The following is a 20,828-nucleotide window of genomic DNA, read 5'->3' on the forward strand; positions in this document are numbered from 1 at the left end:
CGCCGCCCGCCCCGGCGGCCGACGCCTCGTCAACCCGCCCCGAACTGGGATGCTTCGAGCACGTACGATCAACCGTCAGATGACATTGTGTCCGGAGCGTGTGTGACCACGGTCCAGGCGGCGAACGCACTTTCACTCCAATCACACGGTATGACTAGTATCGCCTCGTCAAGCCCGTGCCCCGGACGGCCGCCCCGCTCAGGCCGGCCGCCATCCCCAAGGAGACTGCTCTGCGCGCGCGTGCGAATCGGCGGCCCCCGACGCCGAAGGCCCCCCGCAGGCGTCCGCGCCTGTCACTGCGGACGGCGCTGCTCGTCCTCGCCGTCGTCCCCAGCATCGCCCTGGCCGCCCTGTGGGCGGTCACCAGCGGCGAGACCGTCTTCGACTTCCAGCGCCAGGCCGCCCAGGGCCTGCTCGCCCAGAAGGCCGGCCAGCCGTCCAACATCGTCTACTACAGCCTCCAGGAAGAACGCCGGCTCAGCGCCGAGGCGCTCGCCCGGCCCGGCGGCAACACCGACCAGCTGCGCCGCCAGCGCCAGCAGACCGACGACGCGGTCCGCCAGTTCCAGGTCCTCTCCGGCAAGACCGCCGACAGCGCCCCCGAAGAGGTCCTCACCGCCGTCACCGAGGCCCGCCAGGCGATGGGCAAGCTCGCCGAACAGCGCGCCGCCGTCGACCACGGCTCGATCGACCAGCAGAGCCTCTACGCGTACTACACCGACCTGATCGCCGTCGACCTGCGACTGTTCACCGCACTCAGCCGCGTCGACGCCGGCGAGGTCACCTGGGTCTCCAAGACCCTGGTGAACGCCTTCTGGGCCAAGGAGATGCTCGCCCGCGAGGACGCCATCCTCGCCCGCGGCTGGCCCACCGGGCGGCTCACCGTCACCGACTACCAGCAGGTCCAGCAGGCCGTCGGGGCGCAGGAGCACCTCTTCACCGTCCAGGTCCTCCCGTACATCCCGGACGGCGAGGCCGCCGCCTGGCACGACCTGATGAACAGCCCCGCCTGGCAGGCCAAGGCCGCCGTCGAGCAGTCGCTCACCAAGCCCACCGCCGCCGAGGCCAACGGCACCGTCAAGCTCCCCGCCGCCCAGGACCAGTGGCGCCAGGCCCTCGACCAGCTCAACCCGCAGCTGGTCAAGGCCATCGAGACCCGCACCAGCGCCATCGTCGACGTCGGCAAGGGCACCATCCTCTCCCTCCTCACCACGGTCGTCCTGACCACCGTCATCGGCCTGATCACCGTCGTCGCGGTGATCATCGCCTCCTGGCGGCTCAGCCGCTCGCTGCGCCGGCGCATCAAGGAGCTCCAGACCCAGGCCGAGGAGATGGAGCGCACCCTCCCCGAGGTCGTCGAACGCCTCGGCCGCGGCGAGCAGGTCGACGTCGAGACCGACACCCGCACGATCACCGCCGGCACGCACGGCAACGGCACCGACGAACTCGCCCGCCTCGGCCAGGCCCTCAACCTGGCCCGCGCCTCCGCCGTCGAGGCCGCCGTCAAGCAGGCCGAACAGCACCGCGGCTTCGAGCGGCTGCTCCAGCGCATCGCCCGCCGCACCCAGCTGCTGATCGGCCGCCAGCTGCGCAAGCTCGACGAGCTGGAGCGCAAGCACGAGGACCCGGAGGTCCTGGAGGGCCTGTTCGACCTCGACCACCTCACCGCCCGCCTGCGCCGCTACGAGGAGAACCTCGTCATCATGGCCGGCGGCCAGCCGCAGCGGCGCTGGCGCAAGCCCGTCCCGCTGCTGGACGTGCTGCGCGCCGCGCAGGGCGAAGTGCAGGACTACCGCCGGATCATGATCGACGTCGAGGGCCACCCGTGGCTGTCCGAGCGGGCCGTCGGCCCGGTCGCGCACGTGCTCGCCGAGCTGATGGAGAACGCCACCACCTTCTCCAAGCCGCCCACCCCGGTCGAGGTCCGGGCCGCCATGGTCGGCCGCGGACTCGCCGTCGAGATCGAGGACCGCGGCCTCGGCATGGACCCCGAGCAGTACGACGCCGCCAACGAACTGATGAGCCGCCCGCCCCGCACCGACGTGCTCGCCCGGGCGGACGACGTCCGCCTCGGCTTCTACGTCATCGCCCGGCTGGCCGCGCACAACGGACTCAAGATCGAGTTCCGGCCGTCGGCCTTCGGCGGCACCCGGGTCGTCGTGCTCGTCCCCGACGAGCTCGTCATCGACGGCGACGCCGGACTCCCCGACGCCGCCCCCGTCGAACCGATCCCGCTCGTGCGGCGCTCCCGCAAGGCGCTGCTCACCGCCTCCGACGAGGCCCCGGAGCCGGAGCCGGCGGGGCCGCCGGTCGCGCCCGTGGACTCCTTCCCGCCGGGCGAGTCCTTCGCGCCGACGGAGTCCGTCCCGCCGGTGGAGGCCTTCGCCGCGGCCGAGTCCTTCCCCCCGGTGGAGGCGTTCGGGCAGGTCGAGGCCTTCGGCCAGGTCCAGCCCGTCGACCAGCCCGGCCAGGTGGAGCAGCCCGGGTACGTCGCACCGCTCGGGTACGCGGAACCGCTCGGGCAGCCCCAGCAGCTCCCGTTCGACCCGCTGACCGCCCCCGTCCAGGCCTTCGGGCACGTCGAGTACGTCCAGCCCGAGGCCGCGCCCGCCGCCGAGCCCGCGCCGTTCCCCGCCGCCCCGTACGCCGAGCAGCCGATCGAGCACAGCTCGCCGGCCCCCGACGCCCCGGTCGACCAGTTGCCCTCGCACGACGTGCCCGCCTACCCGGACATCGCCTACGCCCGGGTCACCGACGCCGAGGCCCCGTACGCCGACGAGCAGTACCGCCCGGCCGACCACTACCGGCTGGCCGAACGGCGCAGGCGCCGCGAGTACGCCTCCGCGGTGCCGCTCAGCCCCACCGAGACCGAGCAGCCCCCGCTGCCCCAGCGCGTCCGGCAGGCCAGCCTGGCCGCCGAACTGCGCGTCCCGCCGGCGCCCCGCCCGCAGTGGGCCGAGCCCACCGCCGGGCCCCGTGCCGAACCCGCCGCCCCGGCCGGCGAGCCCGCCGGCGGCCCCTTCCAGCGCCCGGCGAAGCGTTCCGGTGCGACGATCGGCGCCTTCCAGCGCCAGTCCCGCGCCGCCCGCGCCCAGGACAGCGGCGAGCACCCGCTGCCCGGGGCCGTGACCCCACCGGCTCCCCCCACCGCCCCCGCCGGCTCACCGACGCCCGCGCCCGGCCCCTCCCCCTGGACCCTGCCGGCCGCGAACCCCCGAACCACACGAACGGATGACCAGTCATGAACCGAACGATCGCCACCCACCAGGACCTGGACTGGCTGCTGGACGGACTCGTCGACTCGGTGCCCGGGACCAGGAACGCCGTCCTGCTCTCCGACGACGGCCTGGTCGTCAGCCACTCCCGCACCATCGAACGGGCCGACGCCGAGCGCCTCGCCGCCGTCGCCACCGGCCAGCAGAGCCTGGCCCGCGGCGTCGGCCAGCTCTTCGACGGCGGGGCCGTCCACCAGGTGATCGTCGAACTCGCCGAGTGCTGGCTGTTCATCATCGCCGCCGCCCAGGGCACCCACCTGGCCGTCGTCGCCTCCCAGGAGGTCGACGCCGAGATCATGTCGGTCGCCATGCACACCCTGGTGCAGCAGGTCGGCCAGAAGATGACCACCCCGGTGCGGGCCGAGGCCGGCGCCGCCTCCCCCGCCGGCTTCGACGCCTTCGCCGCCCGGAACCGGAGCTGACACCGGTGGGCCCGTACGGAAGCGGGAGCGGCAACGGGAGCGAGAACGGGAGCGGGCAGCGCCGCGAGGTCCCGCACTGGAGCGAACTGCCGGACGAGGACGCCGAGGACGAGTCGGGCGCCATGGTGCGCCCGTACACCATCACCCGCGGCCGCACCGCGCCCGAGCGTGACGACCTCACCCTGATCACCGTGCTCACCACCGTCGAGGACGAGGCCGCCCGGGCCCTGGCGCGGGGCAGCCGCGCCGGTGCCCGCGGCCTCCAGCCCGAGCACCGGATGATCCTCGACCACTGCCGGCGGCCCGCCGCCGTCGCCGAGGTGTCGGCCGGCCTGGACCTCCCGGTCTCGGTCACCAAGATCCTGCTGGGCGACCTGGTCGCCCAGGGCCTGCTGCGGGCCCGGGCACCGCTCTCGGTGGCCCGGGCCGCCGGAGGCGTGGACCTCGGCCTGCTCACGGCCGTTCGCGAAGGACTCCGGAGACTCTGAACCATGGCAACACCCCACCCCAGCAGTGCCGCTGACGCCGGCGTCGCCACCGCGCCGGCCGCCGTCAAGATCCTCATCGCGGGCGGCTTCGGCGTCGGCAAGACCACCCTCGTCGGCTCCGTCAGCGAGGTCACCCCGCTGCGCACCGAGGAGTACCTGACCCGGGCCAGCGTCGGCGTGGACGACCTGTCCGGCGTCGACCAGAAGGACACCACCACCGTCGCCCTCGACTTCGGCCGGATCACCGTCAACCCGGACCTCGTCGTCTACCTGTTCGGCACCCCCGGGCAGGAACGCTTCTGGTTCATGTGGAACGACCTCGTCAACGGCGCCCTCGGCGGCATCGTCATCGCCGACACCCGCCGGCTCGACACCAGCTTCGCCTCCATCGACTTCTTCGAGAGCCGGGGCATCCCCTTCGTCGTCGCCATCAACTGCTTCCACAGCCACAACACCCGCACCCCCGACGAGATCCGGGCCGCCCTCGACCTGGACCCGCAGGTGCCGATGCTCCTCGGCGACGTCCGCGAACGCGCCTTCGGACGCGACCTGCTGCTCGCCCTGGTCGACCACCTGATGGACCTCTCCGCCGCCCCCGTCGGCTGAACGTCGGCTGAACCACCTCCCTTCCCCAGGAGCCACCCCATGACCTCACCTCTGCGCGTCCTCGTCCACGGCGGCGGCATCGGCGGGCTCACCCTCGCCACCGCCCTCGCCGAGCGCGGCCACCACGTCGACGTCGCCGAACTGCGCGACCAGCTGGAAGCCCTCGGCGTCGGCATCATCCAGCCCTCCAACGCCCTCCACGTGATGCGCGAGATAGGCGTCCTCGACGACTGCCTCGCCGCCGGCTTCGAGTGGGAGGTGCTGACCATCTGCGACCCGGCCGGCGCCACCCTCGCCAAGATCCCGCAGCCCCGGATGGGCGACGCCCCCTCCAACAACGGCATCCCCCGCCCCGCCCTCGCCCAGGTGCTCGCCACCGCCGCCACCCGGGCCGGCGCCACCCTGCGCTTCGGCACCACCATCGCCGACCTCGCCGAGGACGCCGACGGCGTCGACGCCGCCCTCACCGACGGGCACCGCGGCCGCTACGACCTCGTCGTCGGCTTCGACGGCATCGGCTCCCCGCTGCGCAAGCGCCTCTACGGGGAGAAGTACGCGCCCGAGTACACCGGTTTCGCCAACTGGCGCGTCACCCTGCCGCGTTCGCCCGAGGTCCAGGGCGTGGTGATGTCCACCGGCAACCTCAAGGCCAAGGCACTGCTCACCCCGATCACCGACGACCTCATGTACCTGGGCTCGGTGTTCGCCGAGGCCGAGGACTTCCGGCCCGACCCCGGGCACGCCCACGAGCAGCTCGCCGAGCGCCTGGCCGGCTTCGGCGGCCCGATCGCCGAGGCCCTCGCCCAGGTCACCGACCCGTCCGCCGTGGTCTACTCGCGGATCTCCCAGGTCAGCGTCGAGGAGCCCTGGCACGTCGGCCGGATCGCGCTCGCCGGCGACGCCGCCCACGCCTCCACCCCGCACCTCGCCCAGGGCGCCGCGATGGCCGTCGAGGACGCCCTCGTCCTCGCCCGGAGCCTGGACGCCGCCGAGACCGTCCCCGCCGCGCTCGCCGCCTGGGAGGAGCGCCGCCGGCCCCGCGCCATGTGGGTCCAGGCGCTCTCCCGGGCCATCCTCAAGCAGGAGACCGGCACGCCCACCACCCCGGAGGAGGACGAACTCCTCAAGGTCGGCATCCCCGGCGCCGCCCACGTCCTCGTCCAGCCGTACTGACCGCTGTCCCGCCTGCTGCGCGAAGCCGCGCAGCAGGCGGGTGGGCAGCCGGGTCACGCGTCGGCTCACGCACCGGCGAGCTCGTGCCGCCGCTGCCACACCGCCGCCGAGACCCGGGCCAGCAGCCGGGCCGCCGGGTCGGTGCGGTCCTCGCCCGAGGCCAGCGGGCCGGTGTAACAGACCGCGATCAGGTAGGGCGGGCAGTCCTGCGGGTGGACCAGGCCCACGCTGTGCCGGGCGCCGGGCACCCAGCCGTTCTTGAAGGCGATCCGGGTGTCCGGCGGCAGGCCCGCCGCCAGGTCCACCCGGAACGCGTTGCGCTCCAGCAGCGCCAGCAACTCCGGCTCCCCGCCCAGGGAGTGCAGCAGCCGCACCAGGTCCCGCGCGCTCACCAGGTTGTGCACCCCGGCGTCGCGCGCCGCGTAGTCCTCGATCCCGCGCGGGCTCGCGCTGCGCGTCGCCCCGGCCCGCCGCCACGCCTCGGCCACCGCCGCCCGGTCGACCCGGGCCAGGCACAGGTTGGTGGCCAGGTTGGAGGAGTGCGTGATCATCCGCTCGGCGAGCAGCCGCAGCGGCACGTGCGTGCCCAGCAGCTCCCACGGCAGCGGATCGCTGTCCCAGTCGGGATCGTTGCCGAACTCCCCGCCCACCACGGACTCGAACCGGTTCACCACCGGCACCTCGGCATCGAGATCCGCCCCGCCACGGGCGAGCGCCGCCAGCACCGCGACCTTCATCGTGCTCGCGGCATCGTGCAGTTCGTCCGGCGCCCGCACGAACACCGGCTCCGCCTCGCCCGCCCAGGGGGCCACCACCACAGAGAGCATGGCCGCAGCCTAGGGCAGCCTTCGGCTGGTCAGGAAGGGCTGCCCACGGCTGCTCGGCACTGTCGAGGGCTGCTCAGCCCTGCTTGGCGCAGGTGCGGTCCTTGCCCGGCAGGCGACCGGTGGCCAGGTAGGCGTTCACCGAGTCGTCGACGCAGGCGTTGCCGTAGACGCCGAAGCTGGTGTGCTGGAAGGCGCCGTCGAGGGTGACCAGCCGGGAGCCGGGCAGCATGCCGTGCAGGGCGACGGCGCCCCGGTACGGGGTGCGCGGGTCACCGCCGGCGGCGACGAGCAGGGCCGCGGCGTCGCGCCGCACCGTGGTGGGCTCCTCGCGCGGCGCGTCCCAGAACGCGCACGGGGTGATGTTGTCGGTCATCGGGCTGAACAGCGGGTGGGCGGCCCGGTCGCGTTCGATGTCGCGCCAGTACTGCTCGGGGTCGCGCGGGGCGGCCACGTCCCCGCACAGGATCGCGGTCTGCACGCTGCCGGTGGCCGAACCCGCGCTGGTGAACGCGCCCCGCAGGAAGGTGGCGAAGTCGGGCGACACCCGGGTGGGCTGCCCGTCGGCGGCCTTGGCCAGGACGGACAGTTGCTCGGCGAGGCCCGCCCGCGCCGGGTCGAGGTCGCTCGCGATCCCGGCGAACACCAGGGAGGGCACCTGGCTGCCGTCGAGCCGGAAGACGTCGGGGGCGGTGCCGACGGTGAGCGGCTCCCGCTCGGCCGCCGCGACGACGCGGTCGATCGTGGCGCGCACCTGCGCGCGGGTACCGCCGAGGCCGTAGTCGGCGTGGTGCGCGGCCGCCCAGTCGGCCCAGCCGTCGAGCGCCCGCTCGTGCTCGTTCTCGGTGCCCCGCATCAGCCGGGGGTTGTAGCTGCGCGGGTCGATCCCGCCGTCGAGGACCACCCGGTCGTAGCGGCCGGGGAACAGCTGGGTGTAGGTCGTGCCCAGGTAGGTGCCGTACGAGTAGCCCAGGTAGGAGATCTTCCGTTCGCCGAGCGCGGCCCGGACGACGTCCAGGTCGCGGGCCGTGTTCCGGGTCGTGACGAACGGCAGCACCGAGCCGTTGGTGGCGCGGCACCGGTCGGCCACGCCCTTGGCCCACGCCGTCTGGCGGTCGAAGACCGCCCGGTCGGCGCCGGCCGAGGGCAGGACGGGACCGTTGGACAGGCCGCAGTCCAGCGGGGTGCTGCGGCCGACGAAACGCGGGTCCACGCCGATCACGTCGTAGCGGGCACCGGTCTCCTTCATCGCCCCGCGCACCAGTACGGAGTTGGCGAGGCCCGGCCCGCCGGGGCCGCCGAAGTTGAGCAGGAGGGAGCCGATCCGGTGCCGGGTGTCGGTGGCCTTGAGCCGGGAGATCGCGACGGTGATGGTCCGCCCCCGGGGGTCGCTGTAGTCGAGCGGCACGGTCACGTCCGCGCAGCGCGCGCCCGCGCTCTCCAGGCCGCGGCCGACCTCGTCGTCGGGGCCCAGGACGCAGCTGCGCCAGTCGAGGTGCTGGTGGTGGTAGCGGTCGAGTCCGGCTCCGGCGCTCGCGGGGCCGCCGTCGCGCTCGGCGGCGGCGGCCGTGGCGGCGGGTGCCGTGGCGAGGCAGGCGGTCAGGGCGAGGCCCGCGGCCGCGACGCGGCGCAGGCCCTTGGGGGTGGTCATACGGTCTCCTGGCGGTGATGGGTGCGGATGCGCAGGAAGTCGGTCAGGCCCGACTTCCTGCGCGTCAGCCTTCCAGCGCACCCGGCGCCGGATCATCGCCCTGGGACACGAACTGTCGGTACGTCAGGAGCAGTAGCCCCGCCGCCCGGCGTACCGCCCGAGCAGTAACCGGACCTCGGGACCAGGGCTGCCCGGGTCAGCTGCTCGGGCGCGGGGACGGCAGGGCCGCGGAGCCCGCCGCCAGGGGCCATTCGCGGTGGAACGGCGGCAGCGGGTACGTGCCCTCGATGACCGGGGTGCCGAAGACCTTGAGGTGGGCGAGCAGCGAGCCGGTCAGGTCGACGCCGCCGACCAGCGACCAACTGCCCTGGGCCTGCGGCGGGTTGCCGGAGGAATCGGCGGCCAGTGAGCCCTCGGCCTGGGCCCGCAGGTAGGGGGCGACGGTGGTCTGGACGCCGACGGTGTCGTAGAGGCCGACGGAGACCTCGGCGCCGAGCGCGGCCCGCACCCCGGCCTTGCCGGTGAGGCGCACCCGAACCGGGGAGACCTTGGTGTCGGCGTCCGTGGTCGGGGTCCAGCCCTTGCCGCCGGTGTAGTCGGCGCGGACGGCCCAGGTGCCGGTGGCCTCCTGTTCGGCCTCCAGGTGGACCTGGCCGTCGGCACCGACCTCCAGGTAGCAGGTGAGCTTCAGGTTGACCACGACGGGCAGTCCGGCGACGGTGAGCACCGGGCTGGCCTGCAACGTGGCGAAGGGCAGCCGGACGGGCGCGGCGCCGGTGCCGCGCGCGACGTCGCCGGTGACCTTCCACTGGGCGTGGGCGCCGAGGTCGAAGCCGATGGAGGCCGTACGCGGGCTGCCGGCGGCGGCGCCGTGATAGGCGAAGTGGACGGCGGGGTGCAGCTGGAGGGAGCCGGAGGCGTCCACGCTCGCGCCGTCGGGCAGCGGGACGGGGGCCTTGACGTCGACCTCCAGGGTGCCGGAGGCGTCGGCCTTCACGCCGCCGACGTCCGCACCGACGACGGCCTTGAGGTCCTTGACCAGCGGGGTGACGGTGATGCCGTGCGGGTCGACGGGCACCTGGCCGTCGGCCTCGGTGCCGCCGAGGAGTTCGGCGAGGGTGGCGGGGCGGGTGGTCAGGTTGAGGCCGGCTCCCGCGCCGGGGCGGACGCCGGTGACGGCGACCAGTGCGCCCTGGGGCGCGGCGGCGGTGGGCGGGCTGGCGATGAGCTGCCCGGGCTGAACTGCGGGGGCGGGCGCGGGGGTCGGCGTCGCGCCGGCGGTCGCGGTGGGCCCGGCGGCCGGCGGCGCCGAGAGCACGGCCGTGCCGGCCGCCGGGTCGTACGCGGTGAGCTGGAGGTTCTGCCCGGCGGGGGTGGCCGCGCCGCCGTCCTTGGCGGGGGCGACCACGGCGGCCTGCCGGTCGCCGGCCGGGGCGGCGGTGACCGGCGCACCGGCGGCACCTGCGGCAACGGCCGCACCGGCCGGCCGCGCGGTGGCGGCCGCGGTGGTCGGGGCGGCGGCGGCCCGGGCGCGGGAGGTGCCGGCGGCCGGGGCGGTCGGGGCCTGGCCGCCGCCGGCGGTCGTGGTTGTGGTCGTGCCGGTGGTGACGGCCGCTTCGGTGGTGCCGGCGACGGCCTGCGGAGTGCCGGAGGTGGTCGGCCCGCAGGCGGCGACCCCGGCGAGGGCGAGGGTGAGGAGGGCGGGGCCGGCGGCCCTGCCTATGGAGCTTTTGAACACGCGGCGTCATGTTACTGACGGGGAATAAGTTTGTCGAAGACAGGCCAAGCAGGGTAAAAGGCGCAGGTCAGACCAGTCGGGCCACGGGCAGCGGAGCTCCCGGCAGCAGGCCGACCGCGGCGTCCGCCGCCAACGCGGCCAAGTACCGGGAGCGGGGCACCGGCTCGGCGCCGAGGCTGCGGATGTGCGGACTGTCCCACTGGGCGTCGAGCAGCCGCCCGCCGGCCGCGCCGAAGCGCGCCCCGAGGTCGGCGACGGCGACGCGGGCGGCGTCGGGGCGGCGGTGGAACATCGAGTCGAGGCTGAGGACGGGCCCGACGGCGACACCGAACACCCCGCCGATCAGCTCCTCGCCCTCCCACACCTCGCCGCTGTGGGCGGCCCCGAGCGCGTGCAGTTGCTCCAGCGCGGCCCGCAACTCACCGGTAAGCCAGGCCGGTTGGCGGCCCTCGGCGCAGCGGGCCAGCACCTCGCCGAAGGCCCGGTCGGCGCTGGTCCACCACTGCGGCCGGTGGCGCAGCCGCCGGGCCAGGCGGCTGCCGAGCCTTACGCCGTCGGGCGGCAGGACGGGCCGGGGATCGGGCGACCACCAGGCCAGCGCGTACGGGTCGCCCCCGCCGGGCAACAGTGCCACCTCGCCCGCCTCAACGGCCTGTTCGTAGCGCGCCTCGTTGTAGGCGCCGGCGTACTCGTCCGCCGCGGGCATCGGGAACAGGCCGCGGCGGTACGCCGCCAGCAGGTCCGACGCGCCGAGGCCGCCGCCGAACGCCACCGGCCCGTCCCCGGGCCCACGGTGGACGTCCAGCCCGTCGAAGGCGCTCATGCCGGAGGCCGGAGGAAGCCCTCCGCCGCCAGCCGGTCCAGGTAGTGGTCGAGCAGGCCCGCGTCGACGGCGGGCAGGTCGATCCCGCTGCCGGCGAGCGCGGCGTCGGTGTTGGCGCGGTCGAACAGCGGGAAGACGGGCCGGAAGTACAGCTCGCTGATCGACAGCGCCGACCCGGGGGCGCGGTCGACGAACAGCGGCACGAACGGCGTGATGGGGTGGGCGGGGTGCCCGGCGGCAAACCGCACCAGGCCCTGCACCCAGTCCCCGTAAGGGAGTTCGGAGATCGGGTGACCTCGGGCCCGGAGCCGTTCGGCGAGGTCGGCGAGGTCGGCCGGGCGCGGCGAGGTGAGGTGGTAGACCTCGCCGTCGGCGGGGGCGTGGGCGGCGATGTGGGCGATGGCGCGCGCGAAGCGGTCGGCCGGGACGAAGTCGAGCGGCAGCAGCACGTCCGGGCAGGTGCCGCTGTCCACCAGGTACGCGATGAGCGCGCAGATCTCGGTGCCGGTGTTCATCACGCCGGTGGCGAGGTCCCCGGTGACGTCGTTGGTGCGCAGCACGGTGACCGGGAGCCCGGCGGCGGCGGCCTCGTGCAGCAGTTGTTCGGCGACCCACTTGCTCTCGACGTAGCCGACGCCGAGCCGGTCGGGGTGAGCGAGCGGGGTCCGTTCGGTGACCTCGCGGATGCCGGCCGCGCCGAAGCCGGCCAGCACGGCGAGGGTGGACAGGTAGTGCACGGGTACGCCCCGGCTGTGCCCGGCGAGGCGGATGATCTCGCGGGTGCCGCCGACGTTGGGCGCGCGCAGCTGGTGGTACGGGTAGAGGAAGTTGACCTGCCCGCCGAGGTGGTGGACGGCGTCCAGACTCCCGGCCAGGCCGTCGAACCGACGATGCGTCAACCCCAGCCGGGGTGCGGCGAGGTCGCCGACCAGGGGCACCACCCGGGTGTCGGTGAGGTCGTGGCGCAGGAAGCGCTGCTGGGCGGCGCGCAGGCGTTCCAGCGCGTGCTCCTCGTCGGGGGCGCGGACCAGGCAGTGGATCCGGGCCCCGGTGGTGGCGAGCAGGGCGTGCAGCAGGTGGGCGCCGCAGAAGCCGGTGGCGCCGGTGAGCAGGATCTCGGCGGGTTCGGCGCGGCTGGGCGCCGGGCTCCAGGACTGCCGGACGGGGAGGGCGAGCCGGGCTTCGGCGGCCCAGTCGACGGCGGCCTCGCCGGGGCCGGGGCCGGCTCCGTCGGCGCTGGTGGTGCGGGCGGCGCCGTCGGCGCGGGCGGTCTGGACGGCGGTCGCGAAGGCACCCAGGGTGGCGTCGCGCAGCAGCGCGCGGGTGAGGTCGCGGACACGGGTGACGTCGAGGCCGAGCATGATCCGGGCACGGGCGAGCATCTCCATGGCCAGCAGCGAGTTGCCGCCGAGGGCGAAGAAGTCGTCGGCGGGTCCGACGTCCTCGACGCCGAGCAGTTCGGCCCACAGCTGCCCGATGGCGTCCTCGACGGCACCCCCGCCCCCCGCCGCCCCGGTGCCGCCCGGGCCGGGCCCGGCCGGCGCGCGCGGCTCGGCGTGCGGCAGCCGGCGGCGGTCGACCTTTCCGGCCGGGGTGAGCGGCATCCGGTCCAGCGCCACGAAGGCGGCCGGGAGCATGTACTCCGGCAGCCGTTCGGCCAGGAAGGCGCGGAGCCGGTCGCGGCGGGCCCCGGCTTCCGCACCGGCGTCGGCGTGGTCGGCGAGCGTGTAGTAGGCGGTGAGCGCGCGGCCCCCGTCGGCATCGCCTCCGTCGGCGGCGACGCGGGCCTGCCGGACGTCGGGGTGGGCGGCGAGGGCGGCCTCGATCTCGGCGGGGTCGACGCGGTGGCCGAGCACCTTCACCTGGTCGTCGAAGCGGCCGAGGATCTCCAGCTGCCCATCGGCCCGCCAGCGCCCGGCGTCGCCGGTGCGGTACATCCGCTCGCCGGGCACCGGCGCGTACGGGTCGGGGACGAAGGCCTCGGCGGTCGCCACGGGGGCGCGCCAGTAGCCCCGGGCGAGGCCGGGCCCGCCGAGGTGGATCTCGCCCCTCTCGCCGGGCCGCACGGGGGACAGCCGGGCGTCCAGGACGTGCACCCGCACGCCGGGCAGCGGGCGGCCGATCGGCACCGGCGCGGCCGGGCCGCCCGGGCCGGCGGCGTCCAGCAGGGCGGGGGTGACCTCGCAGAGCGTGGAGGTGACGGCGGCCTCGGTGACCCCGTAGGCGTTGACCAGCCGGACGCCGGGCAGCCGGTCCAGGCAGCTGCGGCAGTCGGCGGCGTGCACGACGTCCCCGCCGACGACGACCAGCCGCAGCCCCTCCGGGCCGGGCCCGCCGGGCGGGAGCAGCGTGAGCACGTGGTGCCAGTAGGCGGGGGTGAGGTCGGCGACGGCGAGGCCGAGTCCGCGCATCCGGTGGACGAGTTCGGTGGGCGCCCAGGTGCGGCCGCCGCCGAGGACGAGGGTGGCCCCGGCGAGCAGGGTCGCGAAGACCTGCTCCAGTGCGGTGTCGAAGCCGAGCGCGGCGAGTTGCAGGACGCGCTCGCCGGGGGCGAGGCCGTAGGCGTGGACGACCCGGTCGAGGGTGAACACCAGGGCGCGGTGGGTCACGGGGACGCCCTTGGGGGTGCCGGTGGTACCGGACGTGTAGATCAGGTAGGCGAGGTCGTCGGGCCCGGCACCGTCGGACTCACCGGTGCCGTCCGACCCGGTACGGGCCGGCCCGCCGGGCCCCTCCTCGGCGTCCACCGGCACCGGCTCGACGCCCGGCAGCGCCCCGCCGCCGTCGGTGACCGCCACCCGCGCCCCGCTGTCCTCGACCAGCCGGGCCAGGCGCCGCGCCGGGTACGCCGGGTCCAGCGGCAGCAGCGCCGCGCCCGCCTTCAGCACACCGAGCCAGGCGACGACCAGGCCCGCGCCGCGTTCGAGACAGACCGGCACCACCTCCTCGGGGCCGACCCGGCGCGCCCGCAGCGCCCTGGCCAGGCGATCGCTGCGCCGGTCCAGCTCGCGGTAACTCAGCGTGGCGTCATCGGCGACGACGGCGACCGCGTCCGGGTGCTGCGCGGCGCGGGAGCGCAGCAGTCCGGGCACGGTGCCGTCGTCGCCATCGGCCCACCCGCGGCCGCGCTCCCCGGGGGAGCCGAGCCCGGGGAAGCCGAGCCCGGGCGGGCGCCATTCGCGGGCCACGTGGGCCCGGCAGTCGTCGCGGCCGGCCGGCCCGTGCACCAGGTGCCAGCCGCCCGGCACGGTCAAGTCGCCGGGCCAGATCGCGTACTGACCGCTGTCGTTGCGAACCACGGCGTGACGCCCGGACTTCACATCCGTTCGTACGCCCTGTGCGCTGTCTGCTGCGTCGTCCACCGGCTTGACCTCGTGCTGTGGCGGCAGTTTCCTGGGAGGTGCGACATTTCCGACTATACGCACTCAGGGCGCAGGACGAACGTCCGATCGCAACCCGATCGGACGCGACGCTGCCGTGTGCCCGTCAGCCCGGGACGAGACGACCCTGCGACCGCCAAGACCCGTCCTCGCCCGAACTCCCCCGTCCCACCGGCCGGGTGGCGTCGCGGAGGAGGTAGCCCCGTTGACACGTCGGCGACAACGCCTGATGGTCTGTTACCTGCTGTGGATGGTGCTGTTCACCGGCGTCTACTACATCAACCCCTCACAGCGGATCATCTGGTGGACGGGCATCGGGCTCGGCAGCGGCGCGGCCATCGTGGCCGGTGTCCGCCTCAACCGCCCCGCGCACGCGCTGTTCTGGTACGTGCTGGCGCTCGCCAACCTGAGCTTCACCGCGGGCGAGGTCGTCCAGGTCGTCCAGACCCAGTTCCTGCACCTGCACAACCCGTTCCCGTCCGTCGCCGACGGCTTCTACCTGGCCGAGTTCGTGCTGTACGCGGCCGGCGTGCTCGGCTTCATCCGCTGGCGCACGGCCCGTCAGGACCGCGCCGGCCTGCTCGACGCGCTGATCCTCACCATGGGACTGGCGCTGCTCGCCTGGATCTACCTGATCCTCCCGTACGCCCGCAACCCCGACCTCTCCTGGTTCCAGAAGGCCGTCTCGATCGGCTACCCGCTCGGCGACGTGGTCGTCCTCGCCCTGCTGCTGCGGCTGCTGACCCCGCGCGGCGGCAACAGCCGGGCACTGCAACTGCTCACCGTCGGCACCGTCGGCATGCTGGTCGCGGACACCCTGTACGGGCTGATCCAGTTGCACGGCAACTGGCACATCGGCACCCCCGTCGACTTCGGCTGGGCCGCCTTCTACACCGCCTGGGGCGCGGCCGCGCTGCACCCGTCCATGGTCGAGCTGACCAGACCCGTCCCCACCCAGCAGCCCGACCTGAGCGCCGGCCGCCTCGCCCTGCTCACCCTCGCCTCGCTGATCGCCCCGGCTATCCTGATCATCGAGTCGCTGGACGGCAACACCAGCAACGCGGGCGTGATCGGCGCCTTCTCCGCCCTCCTGTACCTGCTGGTGCTGGCCCGGCTGGCGGTCGTCGTGGTCGCCCGCCGACAGGCGATCGCCCGCGAGCGGGCCCTGCGCGAGGCCGGCGCCAGACTCACCGCGGCCGTCACCGTCGAGGAGGTCGCGGACGCCGTCCAGGCCACCGCCTCCACCCTGATGCCCACCGAGCCCGGGCACGTCGCCCTGCTCGCCGTCACCGAGGCCGGCGTCCTGCACGTACGGCACGCCGAACGCGGCGCCGCCCAGCACCACCTCGGCCCCGTCACCGACTCCGACGAGGCGCTCGCCCTCGCCGCCTACCGGGAGACCCGGCTGCTGCCCGTCGAGGACATCGGCAGCGACCTCGCCGCCCGCCTCGACGGCATGCCCTCCGCCCTGCTGTGCCCGCTCACCCTCGACGAACGCCCCTCCGGCGACCCGCTGATCGGCGCGCTCATCGTCACCGGCACCACGCAGGAGCTCACCAGCCTGTGGGGCTCGCTGGAGATCCTGGCCGCGCAGGCCGCGCTGGCCGTCGAACGGGTCATGCTGAGCCAGGAGGTCAACCGCCGCAACAGCGAGCTGTACTTCCGCACCCTGGTGCAGAACGCCAGCGACGTCATCCTGATCCTGGACGCCGACGACGGCGTCCGCTACGCCTCCTCCTCCGCCGAACGGGTCCTCGGCTACCCCAGTCTGGACGGCACCCTGCTCACCGAGCTCGTCCCGCCCGAGGACAGCCGGGCCGTCGGCAGGGCGCTGGCCCGGATGCGCGGCCCGGTGGGCGCCGCCCCGGCGCACGCGCCGGAGCACTCGCCACCGCGCGAGCAGCCGCACTCGCCACCGCGCGAACCGCTGCGCGAGCAGCCCCGTGAGCACTGGCGGCTGCTGCGGCAGGACCAGACCCCGATCGAGGCCGAGGTCCGCTTCAACGACCTGCGCGCCGACCCGACGGTCGGCGGCCTGGTACTCACCCTGCGCGACGTGACCGAGCAGCGCCAGATGGAGCGCGAACTCACCCACCGGGCCTTCCACGACTCCCTCACCGGCCTCGCCAACCGGGTGCTGTTCCTGGACCGGGTCGGCCACGCGCTGTCCCGCGGCGAGCGCAGCGGCGCCGTCACCGGGGTGCTCTTCCTCGACCTCGACGACTTCAAGGTGGTCAACGACACCCAGGGGCACGCGGTCGGCGACGAACTGCTGATCGCCGTCTCACTGCGGGTCTCCACCGCGCTGCGCAGCTCGGACACCGCTGCCCGGCTCGGCGGCGACGAGTTCGCCGTCCTGGTCGAGGACGCGCTGCGCCCGGCCGACGTGGACGCCATCGCGGACACCGTACTGGCGGCGTTCGCAGAACCGTTCAAGCTGAGCGCCGGGGCCGTCCGGGTGACGGCCAGCATCGGCGTCGCCACCACCGAGGACAGCGTGGACGCGGCCGAACTGCTCACCCACGCCGACCTCGCGCTCTACTCCGCCAAGGCGGCCGGCCGCCGCCAGTGGCGCCACTACCAGCCCGCCCTCCAGACCGGGCTGGTGGAGCGGCACGAGCTGAACGAGAACCTGGACGCGGCGATCGCCGAATCCTCCTTCCAGCTGTACTACCAGCCGATCGTCGACCTGCGCACCGGCGGCCTGGTCGCCTTCGAGGCGCTCGTCCGCTGGCCGCACCAGCGGCGCGGCATGGTGCTGCCCGACGAGTTCATCGCCCTCGCCGAGGAGAGCGGCCAGATCGTCCCCCTCGGCGCCTGGGTCCTCGAACGCGCCGCCCAGGAAGCCGCCGCCTGGCACGCCGCCAGCTCCGCCGACCGCGCCGCCGCCGGCCTCCCCCCGCTGCGGGTCAACGTCAACGTCTCCGCCCGCCAGTTCCGCGACGCCGGCTTCGTCGACGTCGTCCGCGGCGCCCTGCACAGCTCCGGCATCGACCCGCACACTCTCGTCCTCGAACTCACCGAATCCGTCCTGATGCGCCGCGACGACCGCGTCCACGCCGACATGGCCACCCTCGGCGACCTCGGCGTCGGCATCGCCATCGACGACTTCGGCACCGGCTACTCCTCGCTCTCCTACCTGCGCGAGTTCCCGATCTCCATCCTCAAGATCGACAAGTCCTTCATCGACGGGCTCGGCCTCTCCCCGCAGCAGTACGCCCTCGTCGAAGGCATCACCCGCATCGCCGACACCCTCGGCGTCCGGGTCATCGCCGAGGGCATCGAACACCCCGAACAGCGCGACCTCCTCGCCGCCATGGGCTGCCCGCTCGGCCAGGGCTACCTCTTCGCCCACCCCATGACCGCCCCGCAGGCCCGCGCCCTCGTCGGCGGCACCGCGCACGAACCGGCCTGACCCCCGGTCGCAGGACCGCGGCTCGGGTCCACACCTCAGGTCCGCGTCTCAGGTCCGCGCCTCAGGTCCACGCCAGAGGGCCGCGCCTCAGGTCCACGCCCAGCGGATGCCCGCGACCCCGGGCCCCAGCGCGGTCGCCACCACGTGCGCCAGGTGGTGACTGTCCAGGGTGAGGTCGGCCAGGCTGTCGTCCGGACCCTCCGAGTCACTCGCCGTGAACCACTGGCACTGCACCGGGAGTTCACCCGGATCGAAGCGCACCCGCAGGACGTAGTGGTCCGCCGGGAAGCGGAAGGCCGCGCGGTAGCGGCAACACTCGGCCGCGCTGTGCGGGCGCACCTCGAAGGAGAACACCTGGGTCTCGGAGCAGTGCAGCGAGCGGTCGAACAGCAGCTCCGCGAGCACCACCCGGGCCACCGGATCCCGGCGCACCCGGCCCAGCCGGCAGCTGTCCCCCGCCACGATCTCGACGGCCCCCTCGTCCACGCCCTCGTCGCAGTCGTAGATCAGCAGCGCCCGGTCCACCCCGTCCTGCCGGGCCCGGACCGCCACCATCGAACTGAGCGCCGCCAGTTCACGACGCGGCCCGACCGTCACCGTCGCGCACTCGGTGACCACCTGGAGCTTCCCGGCCGCCGGGCTGTCCAGATCCGCGAGCAGCCCGCCCAGATCACCGGGGGTGCGCACCATCTGCGGGTACGGACGGGGACCACCGCCGTCGCGGTCCGCCCCGCCGCGCGGCCGCGGCGCACCCAGCAGGGCGGTGAGCGCATGCGTCGGCAGCCCGAGGATCTCCTCCAGCGCGGCCACCACCCGTAACGACTCCGGGCGCTCCGGCCGGCGCAGGCCGCGCTGCCAGTAGCTCAGGGTCGTGACGGCGATCCGCAGTCCGCGCTCGGCCAGCCGGCTGCGCAGCCGCTCCAGCGGCAGCCCGCGGGCCTCGATCGCGGTGCGCAGCGCGAGGCCGAAGGGCCCGCTCCGCAGCGCGGCCAGCACGGCGGCGCTCTCCGGGGCAACACCGGGCGGCGGTTCCTGACGACTGGCCATCGGGACTCCCGGGGCTACTGGCCCGGCCGGCACGCGGCGGCGGGGCCGAGGGGACACGGCGGCGGTGCGGGGGGGCAGTACGGAGGCGGTGGCGCGGACGGCGGTGGTGCGGACGGCGGTGGTGCGGGGGACGCGGTGCGGGGGGACGCGGCGCGCTGTGAAATTACCGGCTTACCCCGGCCGCGTCCATATCCGGGAGCCCCACTCCCGGCCACCCGTCTGCGGCGCAGCACCTCCGCCGCACCGCCCCTCTTCACAGCCCCGTTCACAGCACCGCCCGCTCCCCTCCGGGGGGTCTGGGAGCGACCCGGCCGACTGCCTACGCTTCCTAGCACCCCGGTCCGGGCCCGCCGCGTCGGCCGCGCGGCAAACCCCCACACAGCACACCCCCACACAAGGCACACCCCAGGGCGGCGCCGGGTGCACACGGAGCCGCCCGTGCCCCCGCACGAAGGAGTTCCCCCATGAACGGACCCATCCGTGGGTCGTCCCTGCGCGCCGCACTGGCCGCGCTGTGCATGCTGGCCGCCGTCGTGACCACCAGCGCCGGCACCGCCTCGGCCTCCCCCCAGGCCGCCGCCGGAAGTTCCCCGACCTTCGCCGCCAGTTCCCGGCTCAACATCTCCATGCAGACGCAGGAGCAGGACCAGTGGTGCTGGGCCGCCTCCGGCGACACCATCGCCACCTTCCTCGGCCACGGCACCGACCAGAACTCGTTCTGCGACCTCGCCTACGGCCAGGACACCTCGTACCAGTGCCCCAACCAGCCCGGCCAGCTCTCCTGGGTGCAGAACGCGCTCTCCGCCCTCGGGGTGTCCCCCGGTCAGGAGACCGGCGCCCTGCCCTTCACCACCATCGTCAGCGAGATCAACGCGGGCCGGCCGATCGAGACCGGCATCTCCTGGCTGGCCGGCGGCGGGCACGCCCAGGTCATCTACGGCTACGACCAGAGCAACAAGTCCATCTACTGGGGCGACCCGTGGCCCAGCAGCAACCGCTACAACCTGGCGTCGTACAGCTACTACGCCGGCTACAACGGCCAGTTCAACTGGAACGACTCGCTGTACCGGATCGGGGCGTGACACCATGACGCACTTCCGCGCCCCGCGCGCCCTCGCCGCCATCGCCCTCGCCGGCAGCGGACTGCTCGCCGCCGCCCCCGCCCTCGCCGCCACCCCGGCCACGGCAGCCGGCGTCCCGGCCGCCCCGTCCACGGCCGACGTCACCGCGGCCGCCGCGGCGGCGAAAGCCGCCCCCGTCGTGCAGACCCTCGGCGGGTTCTTCGCCCACGGCTCCGGTCAGGGCTCCTCCGACACCCGCCAGGCGCAGGCCGCCGCCCCCGCCCGGGTGGTCGGTGACACCGTGCCCGTGTACTACCTCAACCCGGACTTCGTCGCGGCGGCCTCCGTCGGGGCGTCGGTCGCGAAGTTCGCGTTCATGGCGACCGAGGCCGACGCGGCCGACGGCCGCAAGGCCTCGGTGTGGACGGCCCCCGACCCCCACGCCGGCGGATCCTGGGCCGAGATCAACATAGCCTCCGGCAGCGACGAGACCGACCACGCCGCCGCCGCGACAGCACTGGGCCGGGGCGCCGTCGCCTTCGAGGAACCGCAGATCAGGGCCTGGTACGCCCTGGTCGACGGCCAGGTACGGCCGCTCAACCCGGACGCGGTCCGGTCCGTGGGCGACGCGGGCATCACCCTCGCCCAGTACCAGCAGGTGGTCCACGACCGGTACGCCGACAAGCTGCCCGGCACCGACTACGCCAAGGCGCACCTGCTCGGCGGCTTCGACCGGGGAACGTCCCCCGTCGCGGCGCCGGCCGGCGACTCCACCCCGACCACCGCCCTGCTCACCGGGGCGGGCACCCTCCTCGCCGCCCTCGGACTCGGCACGGCGCTACTGCGCCGCCGCCGGGCGGGCCGCGGCACCGCCTGACGGCACCGTCGCTCGGCTTCCATCCTGCGAACGGCGCCGACGGCGGGA

The 20,828-nt window shown here is 74.8% G+C and carries 14 protein-coding genes; 8 read left to right on the forward strand and 6 right to left on the reverse strand.

Going from position 1 to position 20,828, the window contains the following annotated elements:
* Positions 1 to 176: 176 nt before the first annotated feature.
* The 5 genes from ACIQVZ_RS04970 to ACIQVZ_RS04990 are packed head-to-tail and all read left to right on the forward strand — an operon-like array spanning position 177 to position 5,964.
* Positions 177 to 3,245, forward strand: a complete 3,069-nt coding sequence (locus ACIQVZ_RS04970; protein WP_402447283.1) for a nitrate- and nitrite sensing domain-containing protein — start codon at positions 177 to 179, stop codon at positions 3,243 to 3,245.
* Entirely contained in the window at positions 3,242 to 3,697 is a 456-nt protein-coding gene (locus tag ACIQVZ_RS04975) for a roadblock/LC7 domain-containing protein (RefSeq protein ID WP_350883022.1), read from the forward strand. Before ACIQVZ_RS04970 ends, ACIQVZ_RS04975 begins: the two co-directional genes overlap by 4 nt.
* Before the next feature lie 5 nt (positions 3,698 to 3,702).
* Positions 3,703 to 4,185, forward strand: coding sequence for a DUF742 domain-containing protein (locus ACIQVZ_RS04980; RefSeq protein ID WP_402447284.1), 483 nt, complete (start codon positions 3,703 to 3,705; stop codon positions 4,183 to 4,185).
* A 3-nt stretch (positions 4,186 to 4,188) separates the two neighbouring features.
* Positions 4,189 to 4,791 carry an ATP/GTP-binding protein gene (locus tag ACIQVZ_RS04985; RefSeq protein WP_350883024.1) on the forward strand — a complete coding sequence of 201 codons (603 nt, stop codon included), beginning with the start codon at positions 4,189 to 4,191 and terminating at the stop codon, positions 4,789 to 4,791.
* A 39-nt stretch (positions 4,792 to 4,830) separates the two neighbouring features.
* The gene (locus ACIQVZ_RS04990) at positions 4,831 to 5,964 is read left to right on the forward strand and encodes an FAD-dependent monooxygenase (RefSeq protein ID WP_350883026.1); all 1,134 of its coding nucleotides are present in this window, start codon (positions 4,831 to 4,833) and stop codon (positions 5,962 to 5,964) included.
* A gap of 65 nt (positions 5,965 to 6,029) precedes the next feature.
* Here the strand turns inward: ACIQVZ_RS04990 and ACIQVZ_RS04995 are convergent, their stop codons facing one another.
* The 5 genes from ACIQVZ_RS04995 to ACIQVZ_RS05015 all read right to left on the reverse strand — a co-directional run bounded on the left by ACIQVZ_RS04995 (position 6,030) and on the right by ACIQVZ_RS05015 (position 14,362).
* Positions 6,030 to 6,791: a serine hydrolase gene (locus tag ACIQVZ_RS04995; protein WP_350883029.1), complete on the reverse strand. Its 762-nt coding sequence runs from the start codon at positions 6,789 to 6,791 to the stop codon at positions 6,030 to 6,032.
* A 73-nt stretch (positions 6,792 to 6,864) separates the two neighbouring features.
* Positions 6,865 to 8,439 (reverse strand): alpha/beta fold hydrolase, encoded by a 1,575-nt coding sequence (locus ACIQVZ_RS05000; protein WP_402447287.1) that lies wholly within the window; start codon positions 8,437 to 8,439, stop codon positions 6,865 to 6,867.
* A 196-nt stretch (positions 8,440 to 8,635) separates the two neighbouring features.
* Positions 8,636 to 10,177, reverse strand: a complete 1,542-nt coding sequence (locus ACIQVZ_RS05005) for a hypothetical protein (protein WP_402447289.1) — start codon at positions 10,175 to 10,177, stop codon at positions 8,636 to 8,638.
* 67 nt (positions 10,178 to 10,244) lie between these two features.
* Positions 10,245 to 11,000, reverse strand: a complete 756-nt coding sequence (locus tag ACIQVZ_RS05010) for a leucyl/phenylalanyl-tRNA--protein transferase (protein ID WP_402447291.1) — start codon at positions 10,998 to 11,000, stop codon at positions 10,245 to 10,247.
* Positions 10,997 to 14,362, reverse strand: coding sequence for an amino acid adenylation domain-containing protein (locus ACIQVZ_RS05015; RefSeq protein ID WP_402447292.1), 3,366 nt, complete (start codon positions 14,360 to 14,362; stop codon positions 10,997 to 10,999). Before ACIQVZ_RS05015 ends, ACIQVZ_RS05010 begins: the two co-directional genes overlap by 4 nt.
* 223 nt (positions 14,363 to 14,585) lie before the next feature.
* On the opposite strand from ACIQVZ_RS05015, the gene ACIQVZ_RS05020 reads away from it, so the two are divergent.
* Positions 14,586 to 17,795 (forward strand): EAL domain-containing protein, encoded by a 3,210-nt coding sequence (locus tag ACIQVZ_RS05020; RefSeq protein ID WP_402447293.1) that lies wholly within the window; start codon positions 14,586 to 14,588, stop codon positions 17,793 to 17,795.
* A gap of 87 nt (positions 17,796 to 17,882) precedes the next feature.
* Here ACIQVZ_RS05020 and ACIQVZ_RS05025 read toward each other — a convergent pair whose 3' ends face one another.
* Positions 17,883 to 18,842, reverse strand: a complete 960-nt coding sequence (locus ACIQVZ_RS05025; protein WP_350883041.1) for a helix-turn-helix transcriptional regulator — start codon at positions 18,840 to 18,842, stop codon at positions 17,883 to 17,885.
* A 464-nt stretch (positions 18,843 to 19,306) separates the two neighbouring features.
* Between ACIQVZ_RS05025 and ACIQVZ_RS05030 the strand changes: the two genes are divergently transcribed.
* Both ACIQVZ_RS05030 and ACIQVZ_RS05035 read left to right on the forward strand, forming a co-directional pair.
* A complete protein-coding gene (locus ACIQVZ_RS05030; RefSeq protein WP_402447295.1) occupies positions 19,307 to 19,924 on the forward strand; it encodes a papain-like cysteine protease family protein in 618 nt (205 codons plus the stop codon).
* 4 nt (positions 19,925 to 19,928) lie between these two features.
* Positions 19,929 to 20,780, forward strand: a complete 852-nt coding sequence (locus tag ACIQVZ_RS05035; RefSeq protein WP_402447297.1) for a hypothetical protein — start codon at positions 19,929 to 19,931, stop codon at positions 20,778 to 20,780.
* Positions 20,781 to 20,828 lie beyond the last annotated feature (48 nt).

Origin of the sequence: Kitasatospora sp. NPDC098663 (assembly GCF_044760075.1) — a bacterium.
Lineage (GTDB): Bacteria > Actinomycetota > Actinomycetes > Streptomycetales > Streptomycetaceae > Kitasatospora.